Raw genomic sequence first — 16,431 nt, 5'->3', positions numbered from 1 at the left:
CGGTCGCGGGGCTTGCTGCGATTACTGCGCGGCGGCTGAAGCGCTGGCGGGATTCACCACCTTGAAGAACTTGAAGTACGGCGTGTTCGATGGGTTCACCGGGATGTCGAACTTGCGTGCCATGGCGTAGGTCTGGATCTGGTCGTGCAGCGGCAGGTAGATCAGCTCTTTCTGCACCGTGGTCCAGATGGCCTTGACCGTGGCGTCGCGCTTCTTGCTGTCGCCTTCAGAAGCCAGCGAGACGATTTGGCGATCCACCTCGGCATCGCTGTAACGCGTGGCGTTGGTGGCGCCGCGCGAGTTCTTGCCACGCGTGTGCACCAGGTAGTCAAAGATGTAGGCCGAGTCGTAAGTCGGCACACCCCAACCATAGAGGTAGAAGTCGGTGTCCTGGTTGTTGATGGCTGCGGTCTGGATCGCCAGTGGGCGCGACACCACGGTGGTCTTCACGCCAATGCGGCCCAAGAAGCCCGAGACGGCTTGGCAGATGGCTTCGTCGTTCAGGTAGCGGTCGTTGGTGCAATGCAGGGTGATGCCAAAGCCGTTGGGGTAGCCAGCTTCGGCCAGCAGCTTCTTCGCGTGGGCCGCGTCGCTTTTGCCCACGGCACCAAAGGCTTTTTCGTAGCCGCGCACAAACGGTGGCGCGATGATGTTGGTCGGCACCGACAGGCCACGCATCACGGCGCTCTGGATGGCGTTGCGGTCGATGGCGAGCTGGAACGCTTGGCGCACGCGGCGGTCGGCCAAGGGGTTTTTGTCTTTCACATCGGAGTAGGTCAGAGGCGCGGCGCCCACGTTCAAGCCCAGGAAGATGGTGCGGTTCTCGGCCGCCTGGTTCACGCGCAGCTTGGGGTCGGCACGCAGGCGCCCGATGTCTTGAATGGGCAGGTCTTGCACAAAGTCAACTTCGCCAGACAACAGCGCGGCCACACGCGTGGCGGGCGACTTGATGGGGAGGTAGACCAGCTCGTCAATCTCGAGTGGGAACTGGCCACGGCCCCAGTAGCCAGGGAACAGCTTCAGCACCGTGCGCGCGTCTTGCTCGCGCGAGGCCAAGGTGTAGGGCCCCGTGCCGTTCACATTGCGCGTGGCGTAGGTTTCTTCTTTGGCCGAGGCGTTTTGCGGTTGCTCCACGCCGTGGGCCTTGGCCCAGGCGGCGCTGAGGATCTGGATGTTGATCAGGTTGTCGGGCAGCAGCGGGTTGGGGCCGCTGGTCTTGATCTGCACGGTGAACGGGTCGATCTTCACCACATCGGTGATCGACACCAGCAGCGAGCGCATGTCGGACGTGGGGGCTCGCGCGCGTTGCAGCGAGAACAACACATCGTCTGCTGTGAACAGGCTGCCGTCGTGGAACTTCACACCCTTGCGCAGCTTGAATTCCCACACGTTGGGGTCGTTGGTCAGCGCCCACGACGTGGCCAGTGTGGGCACCAGCTTGCCGTCGGCCGTGCGGATGATCAGCGGCTCGTACACCTGGTGCAGAAGGTTGTGGTTGGGGCCGTTGTTCAGCGCGTGTGGGTCCAGTGTCGAAGCATCCGTGGAGCGCGCCCAGCGCAGCGTCTCGGCTTGTACGGCCGGTGTGCACAGCAAGGCTGCGACCATGGCCGACAACAGGGGCAGCGTGCGAAAAGGGGCGGAGCGTTGCGGATGGCGAGTGTGGAGCATGGGTGGTCTGTGCGACGGTGGTGAATACAAGTGGAAAGAGACGCGCAGCAGATGGCGCGCGCAAGAAGGCGGATTCTGGCGAGCGAAGCGCCCCAGCACAAAGCATGAATTCGCCTAAGCAAATGCGCTTTGTGGTGGGTGTTTTGAAGTAGACGTTTACGTCTTGGGGAAACGTTGCGCCAAAAGGGCGAACAACGCCCGCAGGCCTTGCGCTTCGCCACCCTTAGGGCGGCCGGGGCGTTCTTCCAGGTTCCACGCAAACAAGTCGAGGTGCAACCACGGCACGTGTTTGGGTACAAAGTTTTCCAGGAGCAATGCCGCCGTGATGGCGCCGCCCAAGGGTGCGCTGGAGGCGTTCATGGTGTCGGCGTGGTCGGACTTGAGCATGCTGCGGTACGGTGCCCACAAAGGCAGACGCCACAGCGGGTCGGCCTGCTTGTGGGCAACGGTGAGCAGGTCGTTGGCCCAACCGTCGTGGTTGCTGAACAGAGCGGGTAACTCGGGGCCAAGCGCCATACGGGCCGCGCCGGTGAGGGTGGCCAAGTCGATCACCAAAGCCGGAGGCGTGCTGGCATCACCTATGTCTTGGTGAATGGCGTGGTGCAACGCATCGGCCAGGATCAACCGGCCCTCGGCGTCGGTGTTTTCAATCTCCACCAAAGTGCCGTTGCCGGCTTGGACGATGTCGCCCGGCCGCAAGGCGCCTGCACCCACGGCGTTCTCGACCGCTGGCACCACCAATGTCAAATGCACCGGTAGTTTGGCGGCGATCACCAATTCGGCCAAGGCAATGGCGTGGGCTGCGCCGCCCATGTCCTTCTTCATCCAGCGCATGCCGGTGGCGGGTTTGAGGTCGAGCCCGCCGGTGTCGAAACACACGCCTTTGCCGATCAGCACCACGTGCGGGTGGCTAGCGTCGCCCCACTGCAGTTGGGCCACGCGTGGCGCATCGGCGGCGGCTTGGCCCACGGCGTGCACCAGTGCAAAACCGGCGGCGGGCAGGGCGTTGCCCACCCATTCGCGGTAGTCGGCGCCATGGCGTTCGGCCAGTTGGTGCACGTGGGCCGCGAGTTGTGTGGGGCCGAGCTGGTTGGCTGGCAAGTTGACCAGGCGGCGCACATCGCCGATGGCGGCGGCCAGCGGTTGGATGTGGTCTTGCTCGGCTTGGCTGGCCTGCAACTGCGGTACCGCATCTGGCGTTGTGAGCACAGCGCTGGTTTGTTTGTGGGAGGGCAGAGCCCCCAGTGCCCAGCCCAGCAGTAACAGCGTGGTGTGTTCCGGCTCGGTGGCTTCGGCCAGCGTGTAGGCGCCCGGCGGCAACATACGCGGCAGCGCGGCCAGTTGCCACAGCGGCTGTGCCGCATCCACTCCTACCAAGACACCCGCCACGCTGTGGTCTTCGCCGGGCAGCAGCAAGCTACGCCCTGGCGTGGCTTCAAAGCCCGCCGCCTGCACCCACAGGGCTTGAGCGGGTGGCAGCTTTTCCAGCAGCGCTGGCAGGTTTGACGGCGTGACGCGGTAAAGCGGTATCACCGTTTCAGTGGGGAGCGTGAAGGAGGACGGTTGTGTTGCGGCGCTCAAGCTGCGGCCACCAGGCGAATGCCCACGTCGCCTTCGCGTTCCAGTTGGGCGACCAGGCCCAACTCCCAATCCAAGTAGGCGCGGAAACCGGCATCACGTGCGGCCAGGTCGGCATGGGCGTAAGGGCTGTACCAGTGGTCGTCGTCGCCGGTGAGCACTCCTTCAGCGCCGCTGGCCGTGGGCAGGCTGGCGGCCACCCAGGCGTCGGTGCCGCCGCTGATGGCTTTCACTGTGCGTCCCTCACGCGCCAAGCGGACAGCCAGCTCTGCGGCCACGGTGCGGGCCAACACGCCATCGGGCGAGGTGATCAACACCGCCTGATCAGCGGGCAGCTTGGCGACAAACTCGGCCAGGCGATCTGGCACGGCGAAACGTGCACCGGCAATGTGGCGGCGCTCAAACGCGGCGCGGCGGTCGACATCAAACACCACGGCTTGGTTGTTGGCCAGCAGGCCTGCAGCTTGTGCGGGCGAAACCAGGGCGGCAGGCGCACGCGACTGCAACACCCGTACGGGCTCGGTGCCGGTGATGAGCGTTGGCAGAGCGGCAGGCGAATACACAAACACTTCGTGGCTGCCCAGTTGCGCCAGCCAGGCGCCGGTGGTCAGGGCGCGCACGCCGTCCCAGTCGGCCAACACAATGCGCGCGTGGCGCGTGGCGGCGTATTCGTCGGTGGCTTGCACCAGTTGGCCGCCGGGTGCCCAGCGCCAGCCCTCCAAGTGGCCGGCTTGGTATTCCTCAATGGTGCGCACGTCAAAGCGGTACAGGCTGCGCTCACCGGCTTCAGCTTCGAAGCGGGCCAGGGTCTCGGCATCGATACGTTGCACACCTGCGCGTTGCGCCACGGAGGCGGCGCGTTCGCGGGCCGTGGCCACGGTGGCGGCGGTGGGCTCGGGCAGGGGCGTGGTGCGGCCGTGGGCCAAGGTGCGGCCGGCCAGCAGCCAGGCCATGGTGCCGTCTTTCAACGAGGCCACTTGGTTGGGAATGCCCGCGTCGATCAGGGTTTGCGCACCCACAATGCTGCGTGTGCGGCCGGCGCAGTTCACCACCACAAAGGTGTTCGGGTCGGGGGCAATTTCGCCAATGCGGTAGACCAACTCGGCGCCGGGCAGGCTGTGCGCAAACGGCAGGCTGAAGGCGGCAAACTCTTCGGGTGTGCGGCTGTCCACCACCACGATGTTGTCGCCACGCTCTATGCGTTGTTGCAGTTCTTCGGTGTCGATCCACGGTGTGTGTTTTTCGTGTTCGATCACTTCACCAAAGGCTTTGCTCGGCACGTTGCTGCCAGTGAAAATTTCGTACCCGGCGTTGGCCCAGGCATCGGTGCCGCCTTCGAGCACCGAGACGTTGTGCCAGCCCAGCCGCACCAGCTTGGCGGCGGCTTGGTGGGCCAGGGACTCGTCGGCATCCACCAGCACGATGCGCGTGTTGCGGCGGGGTACCAGGCGGTCGATCAGCAGCTCCAGGCGCCACAGCGGGGCCGATGCGGCCAGCAAGATGTGGCGGTGTGTGAAGACGCCGGTCTCGCGCACGTCCAGCACGGCGATTTCCTCGCCGTCGTGCGCTTGGCGGCTTTGCGCCAGCGTGGCCTTCAGGGCCTGGGGCGAGATCAGCGGGTGGCGGATCAGCGCGGGCGGCGCAAAGGTGCGGTAGCTGCCGCCGGTTTTGCTTTCAAACACCACACGCTCCAGCAGGCGGTCGAGTGCCAGGCCGTAGAAATGCAGGTGCAGCCCGGCCTGGCCGTCGATCAATTCGATGGTGTGCACATCGTCGCCGGTCAGGGTGATGGCGTTGCCTGCCGCTACGTCCACCGTGCGGGTGAGTTGTAAGCGGTCGCGTGTGGCGTCTTCCGTGGTGTGGCGGCTGTAGACGTCGTTGCGCTCGTTGCCGTTGACACCGGCAATGATGGCCCAGGTGGTGTGGTTGTGGGGTGGCTGGGCCTTGCCTGCCAGGCCGGCCGAGACGTAGAGCGCGTAGTGGCCGTTCAAGTCTTCAGCCAGGCGGTAGACCTGCGCCGGGCGCTGCGCATCCACAGGGAAGTGCTCGGCGGGGAACAGATCTTTCTGCAGGCCCAATTGCACCAGCGCATCGGCCACTACCTTGAGCTGCTCGGCCGTGGCGTTTTGGGAGTCTGGCAGCAGACGACGTGCGGTCTGGATGAAGGCGGTGACGGCGCTGGTGCGGCGGCTGGCAACGTCGCTGCCGCTGAAGTCGAGGGAAATGGCGGTTTGGGTCATGGTGGGGGGCTCTAGATGAACGCGCACGCGAACTTGCGGTTGGTGCGATGGGTTGCTCAGCCTAAGGGCTGGGTGGCCCAAGCACAACGACGCAAACCGACTATCGATAGACGCAATGCTTCGTTCACACGCGTGGGGCGCGTGCCTAGAGTCGGCCCATCTTCTGACTTTTGCCTCGGGCGCTGCCTTCGACTTCATCATGAAAAAACGTTTTCTCTTGCGCGCCACGCTGGCGGCTTCCTTTGCAGTGGCGGGGCTGCAGGCTTCCGTGGCCCACGCCGCTGGCGAGGCCGATCACTTCCCCAACAAGCCGGTGCGCATCGTCGTGCCCGTAGCCGCTGGCGGCAGTGCCGACAAGCTCACCCGCACGCTGGCCGACAAACTGAGTCAGTTGTGGGGCCAGTCGGTGGTGGTGGAAAACATTGCCGGCGCCAGCGGCACCATTGGCGCTGCCAAGGTGGCCAAGGCGCCAGCGGATGGCTACACCCTGCTGCAGCAAGGCGAGGGCTTAACGCTCAACGCCATCCTGTTCCGCGAGCTGCCCTACGACTCCAAGGCGTTTGTGCCGGTGATCAAGGCCGTGGTCAACCCGCAGATTTTGGTGGTGAATCCCGCCACCGGCATTAACACCTTCGCCGAGTACCTGGCACGCGCCAAGGCCAAGCCCGAGAGCATCAGTCTGGGGCTGCCGGGCAATGGGGGCATTGCGCATGTGGCGCATGAAATCCTGACACAAGAGACCGGCGCGAAGGTCAACTACATTCCTTACCCCGGCGGTGGCCCGGCCACGCTGGACGTGTTGGGCGGCCACACCGATGCCACGCTGATCACGCTGGCGGCCGTGACCGAATACGTGCGCTCCGGCAAGCTGCGCGCCCTGGCCGTGACCACGCCTTACCGCTCGCCCGCCTTGCCCGATGTGCCTACCATGGCCGAAGCCGGTTTGCCGGGCTTCTCGGTCGAGAGCTGGCAGGGCTACTTTGCACCAGCGGGTACGCCGCCGGCCATTGTGGAGAAGATCAACCGCGACATCCAGACCGTGCTGAAGGCGCCCGACGTGTTGGCCAAGCTGGAAGACATGGGTTTCAAGGTGGCGGGCGGCAAACCGGCCGATCTGGCCGCCAGCCTGCGCACCGAGCAACCCAAGTACGCGCTGGCCATCAAGACTGCGGGTATTTCGCTGCGCTGACGTTTGGGGGCAAGTGGGCCCTGAGAAGGCCCACAAGCACGTACAGACTTACGTGCACAGCTTCTTTGTTCGGTTTACAGTTGCTGTAAGCCCATTCAAAGAGGTTTCCAATGCTTGACACCCCATTGGCTCCATCGCTTGAATCTTCGCGTCTGGCGCGGCTGCGCGACCTGGTGGTCTTGGACAGCGAGCCCGAGCCGCTGTTTGATGAGCTCGCCCGGCTGGCCTCGTCCATTTGCGGCGTGCCGATTGCGTTGCTGAGTTTGATTGACGAAGAGCGGCAGTGGTTCAAAGCCAATGTGGGCCTGCCGGGGGTCAACGAAACGCCCAGAGACGTGGCTTTTTGTGCCCATGCGATCCAAAGCGATGCCTTGTTCTGCGTGCCCGACGCCACGCAAGACAGCCGCTTTGCCGACAACCCGCTGGTCACCGGCGCCCCCGACATTCGCTTCTATGCCGGTGCTCCCTTGGCACTGGCGAACGGTGCGCGCGTGGGCACGCTGTGTGTCATCGACCGCACGCCTCGGCAGCTCACCCCCGAGCAGAGCGAAATGTTGTCCACCCTGGCGAAGATGACGACCCAGGCGTTGGAGATGCGCCGTGACCTGATCCACAAGACCCTATCCATACGGACAGAGTATGAGAAAGCCTTGTCCCGCAGCGAGGAGCGCCACCGTACGCTGATCGAACACCAGTCGGAACTGGTATCGCTGGCCCGCAAAAACGGCGACCTGGTGTACGTGAATCCGGCTTACGCGCGTCAGTTTCGGTTTGCCGTGAATGACGTGGAGGGGCGCAATCTTTTCGATGAAGTGGATGCCGCCTCGAAAGACAACGTCAAGCGTTTGATCGACGAAGTGTTTGCCACGGGGGAGCGCCGCACCAGCGAAAACGGCATGCGCGGTGCGGACGGCCAGGTGCGCTGGGTGGCGTGGACGAACAGCCTGCAGCACACGCCCGATGGGGAAATCTTGCTGCATTCGGTAGGGCGCGACTTTACCGACCGTAAGCGTGTGGAAGACGCCCTGCGTGCCAGCGACGACCTGTTGCACCGCACCGGCCGGCTGGCCGGCGTCGGCGGGTGGGAGGTCGATCTGGTGGGCGAGAAGTTGACGTGGTCAGAAGAAACCCGCCGCATCCATGAAGCCCCGCCCGATTATGTGCCCCAGATGGCGGGCGCCATTGGGGCCTACGCGCCCGAAGCACGCCCCCTGGTGCAAGCGGCCGTGGAGCGCGGCATCCGCGATGGCACGCCTTGGGACTTGGAGTTGCAGCTCATCACGGCCCGTGGCCGGTGCATTTGGGTGCGTGCGGTGGGGGAAGCCGAGTTTGAAAATGGCCGAGCGGTCAGGCTGTTTGGCGCACTGCAAGACATCAACGAGCGCAAACAACTGGAGCAGCGGCTGACCGAAAACGAACGGTTTGTGCGCCACGTCACCGATGGTTTGCCGATCCGCATTGCCTATGTCGACGCGCAGCGGCGTTTTCAATTCGTCAACAAGGCGCACTGCCAGCGCTTGGGGGCGACGCGTGACGAGATCATCGGCCACACGCGCAACGAGCTGAAGAAAACCTCGGCCGACACGGTGATCGAGCCGCGCGTGACGGCGGCACTGGCGGGTGAATTTCAACAGTTTGAATACGACGACATGGTCGACGGCCAGTTGCGCCGCATTGAAAGCCGCATGGTGCCCGACGTGGCAGAGAACGGCACGGTGCGTGGCTTTTACTCCACCGGCATCGACATCACCGACCGCAAGGCGGGCGAGCGGGCCTTGCATGAGCTGATTGCGATTTTCGACACCACGCCCGACTTCGTGGTGCAGTCGAACCACCAAGGCGAGCTGACTTACATGAACCCGGCGGCGCGCCGCGTGGTGGGTTTGTCGCCCGACGCACCCTTGGCGGGCCGCAGCTTTGCCGAGTTCAACACACCGGCTACCAACCAACTGTTCATCGACGCCATTCGCCCGGCGGTGAAGCAACACGGCAGTTGGATTGGCGACACCACCATTCTTGCCGAGGGCGGGCGCGAACTGCCGGTGAGCCACATGGTGATCGCCCACAAGGACCACGATGGGCGCATCGACCGTTATTCGGCCGTCATCCGCGATATCTCTTCCGAGGTGGAAGCCAGGCGGCTGCTGCAACGGCAGACCGCCACCTTGAAGTCGGTCACCGAGGCCATTCCGGCGATTGTGGGGGTGGTGGGCGCTGATCGCCGCTACCGTTTTGTGAATGGCGGGTTTGAGCGCTGGAGTGGCACGTCGCGCGACATGATTGTGGGCCGCACCATGGTCGAGGTGGTGGGGCGGGTGGAGTACGAGCGCAGCCGCCAGTGGATTGAGCGCGTGCTGGCCGGCGAGACGGTGAACTTCGAAAAGGAATATCCGGGGCGCCACAGCCAGTCGCATCTGGCCATCAGCTTTGTGCCCTTGTGGCACGACGACGGCACGGTCGATGGCTTTGTGCAGATCGGCCAAGACATCACCCAGCACAAAACCGAGGAAGAGCGCCTGCTGCAACTCAGCCAGAAAGATGTGCTGACCGGCCTGCTGAACCGCGCCGGGTTCGAGAGCTACATGGCCCACCAAACGCGCGCGGGCAGTCAGAACGCCGTCGCCTTGCTCTATATTGATCTGGACCGTTTCAAACCGGTGAACGACCAACACGGGCACCCGGTGGGTGACCAGGTGCTGCAAATGTTTGCCAAGCGCCTGACGGCGCTGGTGCGGCCGAGTGACGCAGTGGCGCGGCTGGGCGGCGATGAGTTCGCCATTGTGTTGGCGGGGGTGCGCGAGGAGGCCAACGCTGGCGCGGTGGCCGACAAAGTGGTGGCGGCCGCCCACATGCCGTACGACATCGGTGACCTGCATCTGCTGTTAGGGGCGAGCGTGGGCGTGGCCTTCAGCGCCAACGCGGCGGGTGGCCTGGCCGACCTGGTGGCGCGCGCCGATGCCATGCTCTACCGCGCCAAGCAGGCCGGGCGCGGACGGCGCGCGGGAGGTTAGGGCTTGCGGGTGAATCTGAATTTATAAGTCTTCAGATGTTTTTCTCATAAACAAGCAACAAATCATTCGTTCCTTGTCTGACGAGGGGCTTCTACAGTCGCATCTTTGAGGGTGCTGTCGCTGCACTCCACCGTAAGAAGACACACGAATGACCACCGCCGTAGCAAGCGCGACCCTCGCGCCCCCATCGCAAGCTTTTGAGATTCGCCCGTTCGATGCGCCCGTGGGGGCCGAGATCATCGGGCTCGACATTTCTAAACCGATCAACGACGCCGACTTTGCGCGCATCCACCGCGCGCACCTCGACCACCACGTGGTGGTGTTCCGCGACCAGGACGTGTCACCGGCCGCGCAGATCGACTTCAGCCGCCGCTTCGGCCCGCTGGAGATTCATGTGCTGCACCAGTTTCACCTTGCCGGTCACCCCGAAATCCTGATCGTCTCGAACATCAAAGAGAACAACGAGCCAATTGGCTTGGGCGATGCCGGTGTGTATTGGCACTCGGACATTTCATACAAACCCGAGCCCAGCCTGGGCTCGCTGCTGCACGCGCAAGAGCTGCCCAGCGAGGGTGGCGACACCTTGTTTGCCGACCAGCATCTGGCCTGGGAAGCGTTGAGCCCGGCGCTGCAGCAGCGCATTCTGCCGCTCAAGGCCGAGCACAGTTACCTGGCCAAATACGAAGAGTTGCGCGCCAAGAACCCCTGGCGCCCCAAGCTCTCGCAAGAGCAAATCGACAAGGTGGCGCCTGCGGTGCAACCGGTGGTGCGCACGCACCCAGAAACCGGCCGCAAGGCGCTGTTTGTCAGCGAACACTTCACCACGCGCATTGTCGGCCTGCCCAAAGAAGAGGGCGATGCCCTGCTGGCCGAATTGTTTGCGCACAGCGTGAAGCCCGAGTTCATTTACCGCCACCAGTGGAAGCCGCACGACCTGGTGTTCTGGGACAACCGCTCGCTGATGCACTTGGCGGCTGGCACGCCGGATCACCTGCGCCGCAAGCTCTTTCGCACCACCGTTCAAGGTGACACGCCTTTTTGAAATTAGTTTAAAGAAAGCCATTTCCCATGTCTCCATTCAAGCGTAAAGCCACAGCCCTTGTCGCCGGTCTCGGCCTGGCCCTGAGCAGCCTGGCCGCCCATGCCGAAGGCCAGATCCGTATCGCGCAGCAGTTCGGCATCGTCTACTTGTTGCTGAACGTGGCACAAGAGCAAAAGCTGATTGAAAAACACGCCAAGGCTGCAGGTGTGGACGCCAAGGTCGAATGGGTGCAACTCTCGGGCGGCTCGGCCGTGAACGACGCCTTACTCTCGGGCAACATCGAAATCGCTGGCGCCGGCGTGGGGCCGCTGCTGACCATTTGGGATCGCACCAAGGGTCGGCAAGACGTGAGGGGTGTCGCCTCTTTGGGCAACTTTCCGTACTACCTGGTCAGCAACAACCCGAACGTCAAAACCATTGCCGATTTGACCGACAAAGACCGCATTGCATTGCCTGCGGTGGGCGTTTCGGTGCAGTCGCGTGTGCTGCAGTTTGCCTCTGCCAAGCTGTGGGGCGACAAAGAATTCAACAAGCTCGACAAGATCAGTGTGGCGCTGCCACACCCGGATGCGGCCGCAGCCATCATCAAGGGCGGCACCGAGATCACGGCTCACTTTGGCAACCCGCCGTTCCAGGAACAAGAGCTGGCCGGCAACCCGCAGGCGCGCATCATCCTGAACTCTTACGACGTGCTGGGCGGCCCATCATCGGCCACGGTGCTGTATGCCACCGATAAGTGGCGCACCGAGAACCCCAAGACCTACAAAGCCTTTGTGGATGCGTTGAACGAAGCGGCGCAGTTTGTCGCGGCCAACCCCGAGAAGGCGGCCGACATCTTCTTGAAGGTGAGCAACGCCAAGACCGACCGCGACCTGCTGCTGAAGATCATCAAGAACCCCGAAGTGCAGTTTAAAACCACGCCGCAAAACACCTACGCCTTGGCTGAGTTCATGCACCGCGTGGGCGCCATCAAGAACAAACCCGCCTCTGCGAAAGACTACTTCTTCCCAGACGCGCACAACGCGGGCGGTAACTGAGCATGACGTTAGTGGCGCCCAACCTGGCCTTGCGGCAAGGCTTTGAACCTGATGCCAGGCCAGAGCTTGAGCGCCCCTCTGCGGTGAACACGCTGAACTCATCTGGCGCCTCAGCCAATGCTTCACAAGCGCTGCTCGAAGTGGATGGCGTGTCGCTGGAGTACCGTACCACCGAGCGTGTGGTGCGCGCCACACACCAAGTCAGTTTTGATGTGCATGCGGCCGACCGTTTTGTGCTGCTCGGCCCATCCGGCTGCGGCAAGTCCACACTGCTGAAAGCCGTAGGCGGTTTCATCGCGCCGGTAGAGGGCGAGATTCGGCTCGCCGGCCAACGCGTGATCAACCCCGGGCCAGACCGCATCGTCGTGTTCCAGGAATTTGACCAGTTGCCGCCGTGGAAGACGGTGCTGCAGAACGTGATGTTCCCGCTGCTGGCGTCGCGCACATTGGGCCGCAAAGAGGCGGCCGAGCGCGCGCTGTACTACCTGGCGAAAGTGGGCCTGGACAAGTTTGCCAACGTGCACCCGCACCAGTTGTCGGGCGGCATGAAACAGCGCGTGGCGATTGCGCGCGCCCTGGCCATGCAGCCGCGCATCTTGCTGATGGACGAACCCTTTGCCGCGCTGGATGCGCTCACCCGCCGCAAGATGCAGGAGGAACTGCTGGAGCTGTGGGAGGAGGTGCGGTTCACGCTGCTGTTTGTCACCCACTCGATCGAAGAAGCGCTGGTGGTGGGCAACCGCATCGCGCTGCTGTCGCCGCACCCCGGTCGCATGCGCGCCGAAATCAACAGTCACGCCTTTCACCTGGGCAGCTTGGGCGGCGCGGAGTTTCAGGCCACGGCGCAGCGCATCCACCATTTGTTGTTTGAAGAAGAGGGCGTGTCGCCATGAGCCGCGTGTTGCAACCATCGAGCCTGGTCACTCCGCCTGTGCGGGCAGAGTACGAACGCCCCCTTGAGCCCTTCACCGCAGTACCCGTGGAGCGCGCGCTGCCCCTGGCCACCCGCTTGTGGGCGCAAGACTGGCTGCGCAAAGGGCTGATTCTGGCGGTGCTGGCCGTGGTGTGGGAGCTGGCCGCGCGCTGGCAAAACAACGACCTGCTGTTGCCCACCTTCTCTGCCACCATGCTGGCGCTGGTCGAAGGCCTGGCCTCGGGCGAGTTGATCGACAAGGTGCTGATCTCGGTGAGTGTGCTGCTGCAAGGTTATGTGGCGGGTGTGGTGCTGGCGTTTGCATTGACCACCTTGGCCGTCTCCACCCAGTTGGGCCGCGACCTGCTGGCCACGCTCACCTCTATGTTCAACCCGTTGCCGGCCATTGCGCTGCTGCCTTTGGCGCTGCTGTGGTTTGGCCTGGGGCGCGGCAGCCTGGTGTTTGTATTGATCCACTCGGTGTTGTGGCCGCTGGCGCTGAACACCTACGCCGGCTTTCAAGGAGTGCCCGAAACCTTGCGCATGGCCGGCCGCAACTACGGCTTGCGCGGCATTCCTTATGTGCTGCAAATTCTGGTGCCTGCCGCCTTGCCGGCCATTTTGTCGGGCCTGAAAATCGGCTGGGCTTTTGCCTGGCGCACCCTTATTGCGGCCGAGTTGGTGTTTGGCGCGGCATCGGGCAAAGGCGGTTTGGGCTGGTACATTTTTCAAAACCGCAACGAGCTTTACACCGACCGTGTGTTCGCCGGTTTGGTGATGGTGGTGTTGATTGGCCTGCTGGTTGAAAGCCTGGGTTTCGCCACGCTGGAGCGGCTGACCGTGCGCAAGTGGGGCCAGCAGCGCTGAGCCCGCTCACCAAGCCTTGATGCCTTGTTCTGGCCTTTGTTTTTATTTTTCTACGCACTGAATGACCCAGCAAAACATTCCTCACTTTGATGCCATCGTGGTCGGCCTGGGCGCCATGGGCGCGGCCACCTTGTACCAACTGGCCAAGCGCGGCGCGCGTGTGCTGGGTTTGGATCAATTTTCGCCACCGCATACGCTGGGCTCGTCGCACGGCCAAACCCGCATCACGCGCTTGGCGGTGGGCGAAGGTGATGCCTATGTGCCGCTGGTGCGCCGCTCGCACGAAATCTGGGCAGAGCTTGAGGCCGCCACCGGCCAGTCGATCTACACCCGCACCCACGGGCTGGTGTTGGGCCCGCGCGATGCACCCGCCGTACGTGCCGACAAAACCGGCGACTTCGTGCGCAACACTATTGATATCGCCCAACGCAACGGCATCGCGCATGAGGTGCTAGACAACGCCGACCTGCGCCGCCGCTACCCGCAGTTCAAACTGCGCGGCGACGAGTTCGCCTACTGGGAGCGCGATGCCGGTTTTGTGCGCCCCGAAGTCGCCATTGGCGCGCAACTGCAGCAAGCCCAAGTGCATGGCGCTGTGGCCCAACTGCAAGAGACGGTGACGGGCTTGGCGCAAGACGGCGACACGGTACTGGTGACCACCACGCGCGGCACTTACCGTGCCGACCAAGTGGTGGTCTCCGCTGGGCCATGGCTGCCACAGTTTCTGCGCGATGGCGCCGATGAAAAGGCCCTGGCACAGCACTTCAACGTTTACCGTCAAGTGATGTTCTGGTTTGACGTAGGCGCCGCAACGCCAGCGTTCGCACCAGAGAATTTCCCGGTGTTTATCTGGACGCTGGGCGACGAGGCGGGCAGCAGCTTCTACGGCTTTCCTGCGGCCGGGCCAGGCGTGCCCGCGTTGAAGGTGGCAACAGCCCAATACCAAACCACCACCACACCGACCACCATCGACCGTGTGGTGTCGCCCGCCGAAGTCGACGCCGCGCTAGCGCGTTTGGTCATGCCGCACTTCAATGTGCCGCAAGCGCGTTGCACCGAGGCGCATGCCTGCCTCTACACCGTCACGCCCGACCACGGCTTTGTGATCGATCGTTTGGCTGGCTGGCAAGGTGTGCATGTGGCGTCGCCTTGCTCGGGCCACGGCTTCAAACATTCCGCAGCGATTGGCGAAGTACTGGCCTTGCGTGTGCTGGGTTTGCCGGACGCGATTGACCTCGCGCCGTTTTCGGTAAACCGCTTTTAGTGGAGATTCTGCATATCCACATGCGATAAATCGCCTTGATGGAAAGTGCTGCGGCTACATAAGCTCTGGTCTTTTGATGTTCGTTGCCGGGCGCAACGGCGTCTGCATACCAAAGACCCAATATGACGCAACTCACGGCTTTTCATTCTCAGGCTTTGCCTACCCGCCGACACCTCATCAAGATCGCGGCAGGTGCAGCAGCCACCATCGCTCTGCGCCCGGTGCTGGCGCAGACGACTTCCAAAACCATCCGCATTGGTTATCAAAAGTTCAACACGCTGAACATTTTGAAGGGCACTGGCAACCTCGAAAAAGCGTTGGCCGAAAACGGTATCAAAGTGGAATGGAACGAGTTCTTGGGCGGCAGCCAATTGGCAGAAGCCCTGGCGGCCAATGCAATTGACTTTGGCCATGCATCGGACGGCATTGGCATCTTCCAGCAGGCCAGTGGTAAAGGTTTGGTTTATCTTGCCGCCGAAAGCCCGTACCCAGGAGGTGTGGGTTTCCTGGTGCCCAAAGACTCGCCCATCAAAACCGTGCGCGACCTCAAAGGCAAACGCGTGGTCACCGGGCGTGGCTACAACACGCAGTATGTGTTGATCAAGGCGCTGCAAAGCGTGGGGCTCACTTACGAAGACATCGAGCCGGTGTACATCCTTACCGCATCGGACACCGTGGCCGCATATCAGTCGGGCAGTGTGGCGGCCATTGGCTTGTGGGACCCTTTCCTGGCAGGCGCGCAGATCGCCACCGATTCGCGTTTGTTGTTCGATGGCACAGGCTTGAGCGGCAACCGTACCTACCACTTTGCACAGCCCGGCTATGCGCGTGCGAATCAGGACACGCTGAAGGTGGTGTTTGCCGAGTTGAAGAAAACCAATCAGTGGGCGCAAGACAACCCGAAAGAGGTGGTGGCCTTGCTGGCGCCGCAACTCAAGGTTGAGCCCAAGGTCTTGGCCTTGGCGACCGAGCGTCGACAATACGGCGTGGTGTCACCCACCGCAGAGATTGCGAAAGAGCAGCAAGGTCTGGCCGATGTTTTTGCACAGTTGAAGTTGATTCCGAAACCGATTGAAGTGAAAGACGCCTTCTTGAACCTCAACTTGGTTTGAGTTGACGGTGGTGCGCTGTTGACGTACGGCAAAGTCGAACAGCACAAAAAAACCGACCCTGAGGTCGGTTTGCTTTTTTAATAAGAGATTCAATCGTCTTATTCTTTAGGCGTCTTCAAGGTGCCGCCATTAGCCTTCTTGGCATTGGCGGTGTCGGTCTTGACTTGCGAACGGGTTTTCTTATCACCCGTTGCTGCGGCAGCGCCCGTGGGGTTGGCACGCTCGCTTTGGGTCAGTTCACCTTCCTTTTTGGCCTGTGCGGTGTCCGACTTGACTTCAGCGCGGGCCTTCGGCGTGGTGACTTCGGGCTGGGCCTTTGGCAGGTCAGCATCGCGTTGGGCAAATGCACTTGAAGCCGAGATGATGGCGGTAGCCCCGAGGGCAAGGGTCAAAGCTTTAGCAAGTTTCACGGTGTACTCCTTGAATAAATGTATCGAGTATTCGATGGGTTCATTGTGTGGGGGCGCCATCAGCCGCCTTGTAGGATCGATGGCCGTTTGCCTGTGGTCA

General features: G+C 62.7%; 12 protein-coding genes. 8 read left to right on the top strand and 4 right to left on the bottom strand.

What is annotated here, in order from left to right:
- Positions 1-21: 21 nt before the first annotated feature.
- From ACPWMG_RS20590 to ACPWMG_RS20580, 3 genes are all read right to left on the bottom strand, one after another.
- On the bottom strand, positions 22-1,668 hold the full coding sequence (locus ACPWMG_RS20590; RefSeq protein WP_483301370.1) for an ABC transporter substrate-binding protein: 1,647 nt from the start codon (positions 1,666-1,668) through the stop codon (positions 22-24).
- A gap of 156 nt (positions 1,669-1,824) precedes the next feature.
- Positions 1,825-3,249 (bottom strand): leucyl aminopeptidase family protein, encoded by a 1,425-nt coding sequence (locus ACPWMG_RS20585; protein WP_483301369.1) that lies wholly within the window; start codon positions 3,247-3,249, stop codon positions 1,825-1,827.
- Entirely contained in the window at positions 3,246-5,486 is a 2,241-nt protein-coding gene (locus tag ACPWMG_RS20580; RefSeq protein WP_483301367.1) for a rhodanese-like domain-containing protein, read from the bottom strand. The genes ACPWMG_RS20585 and ACPWMG_RS20580 overlap by 4 nt, the downstream gene beginning before the upstream one ends.
- Before the next feature lie 199 nt (positions 5,487-5,685).
- Here ACPWMG_RS20580 and ACPWMG_RS20575 point away from each other — a divergent pair, with 199 nt between their 5' ends.
- The 8 genes from ACPWMG_RS20575 to ACPWMG_RS20540 all read left to right on the top strand — a co-directional run bounded on the left by ACPWMG_RS20575 (position 5,686) and on the right by ACPWMG_RS20540 (position 15,921).
- Entirely contained in the window at positions 5,686-6,675 is a 990-nt protein-coding gene (locus ACPWMG_RS20575; RefSeq protein ID WP_483301365.1) for a tripartite tricarboxylate transporter substrate binding protein, read from the top strand.
- 110 nt (positions 6,676-6,785) lie between these two features.
- On the top strand, positions 6,786-9,686 hold the full coding sequence (locus ACPWMG_RS20570) for a PAS domain S-box protein (protein ID WP_483301364.1): 2,901 nt from the start codon (positions 6,786-6,788) through the stop codon (positions 9,684-9,686).
- 148 nt (positions 9,687-9,834) lie between these two features.
- A complete protein-coding gene (locus tag ACPWMG_RS20565) occupies positions 9,835-10,728 on the top strand; it encodes a TauD/TfdA dioxygenase family protein (protein ID WP_483301362.1) in 894 nt (297 codons plus the stop codon).
- Between the two features lie 26 nt (positions 10,729-10,754).
- Positions 10,755-11,765, top strand: coding sequence for an ABC transporter substrate-binding protein (locus ACPWMG_RS20560; RefSeq protein ID WP_483301361.1), 1,011 nt, complete (start codon positions 10,755-10,757; stop codon positions 11,763-11,765).
- Between the two features lie 2 nt (positions 11,766-11,767).
- Positions 11,768-12,658 (top strand): ABC transporter ATP-binding protein, encoded by an 891-nt coding sequence (locus ACPWMG_RS20555; protein WP_483301360.1) that lies wholly within the window; start codon positions 11,768-11,770, stop codon positions 12,656-12,658.
- Entirely contained in the window at positions 12,655-13,545 is an 891-nt protein-coding gene (locus tag ACPWMG_RS20550; RefSeq protein WP_483301358.1) for an ABC transporter permease, read from the top strand. The genes ACPWMG_RS20555 and ACPWMG_RS20550 overlap by 4 nt, the downstream gene beginning before the upstream one ends.
- Before the next feature lie 61 nt (positions 13,546-13,606).
- On the top strand, positions 13,607-14,809 hold the full coding sequence (gene solA / locus ACPWMG_RS20545) for an N-methyl-L-tryptophan oxidase (RefSeq protein ID WP_483301357.1): 1,203 nt from the start codon (positions 13,607-13,609) through the stop codon (positions 14,807-14,809).
- Between the two features lie 122 nt (positions 14,810-14,931).
- Positions 14,932-15,921: an aliphatic sulfonate ABC transporter substrate-binding protein gene (locus ACPWMG_RS20540; protein ID WP_483301355.1), complete on the top strand. Its 990-nt coding sequence runs from the start codon at positions 14,932-14,934 to the stop codon at positions 15,919-15,921.
- Positions 15,922-16,019: 98 nt separating this feature from the next.
- Here ACPWMG_RS20540 and ACPWMG_RS20535 read toward each other — a convergent pair whose 3' ends face one another.
- A complete protein-coding gene (locus ACPWMG_RS20535; protein ID WP_483301354.1) occupies positions 16,020-16,331 on the bottom strand; it encodes a hypothetical protein in 312 nt (103 codons plus the stop codon).
- Between the last annotated feature and the right edge of the window lie 100 nt (positions 16,332-16,431).

Origin of the sequence: Hydrophilobacter chitinilyticus (assembly GCF_049860745.1) — a bacterium.
GTDB lineage: Bacteria > Pseudomonadota > Gammaproteobacteria > Burkholderiales > Burkholderiaceae_C > Rhodoferax_B.
This window is presented reverse-complemented; position numbering and strand designations above follow the sequence as displayed.

Bases quoted from the DNA above. Each gene is read 5' to 3' on its own strand.
- ACPWMG_RS20590 (WP_483301370.1), bottom strand. From the start codon at position 1,668: ATGCTCCACACTCGCCATCCGCAACGCTCCGCCCCTTTTCGCACGCTG.
- ACPWMG_RS20540 (WP_483301355.1), top strand. From the start codon at position 14,932: ATGACGCAACTCACGGCTTTTCATTCTCAGGCTTTGCCTACCCGCCGA.
- ACPWMG_RS20575 (WP_483301365.1), top strand. From the start codon at position 5,686: ATGAAAAAACGTTTTCTCTTGCGCGCCACGCTGGCGGCTTCCTTTGCA.
- ACPWMG_RS20565 (WP_483301362.1), top strand. From the start codon at position 9,835: ATGACCACCGCCGTAGCAAGCGCGACCCTCGCGCCCCCATCGCAAGCT.
- ACPWMG_RS20580 (WP_483301367.1), bottom strand. From the start codon at position 5,486: ATGACCCAAACCGCCATTTCCCTCGACTTCAGCGGCAGCGACGTTGCC.
- ACPWMG_RS20560 (WP_483301361.1), top strand. From the start codon at position 10,755: ATGTCTCCATTCAAGCGTAAAGCCACAGCCCTTGTCGCCGGTCTCGGC.
- ACPWMG_RS20555 (WP_483301360.1), top strand. From the start codon at position 11,768: ATGACGTTAGTGGCGCCCAACCTGGCCTTGCGGCAAGGCTTTGAACCT.
- ACPWMG_RS20570 (WP_483301364.1), top strand. From the start codon at position 6,786: ATGCTTGACACCCCATTGGCTCCATCGCTTGAATCTTCGCGTCTGGCG.
- ACPWMG_RS20550 (WP_483301358.1), top strand. From the start codon at position 12,655: ATGAGCCGCGTGTTGCAACCATCGAGCCTGGTCACTCCGCCTGTGCGG.
- solA (WP_483301357.1), top strand. From the start codon at position 13,607: ATGACCCAGCAAAACATTCCTCACTTTGATGCCATCGTGGTCGGCCTG.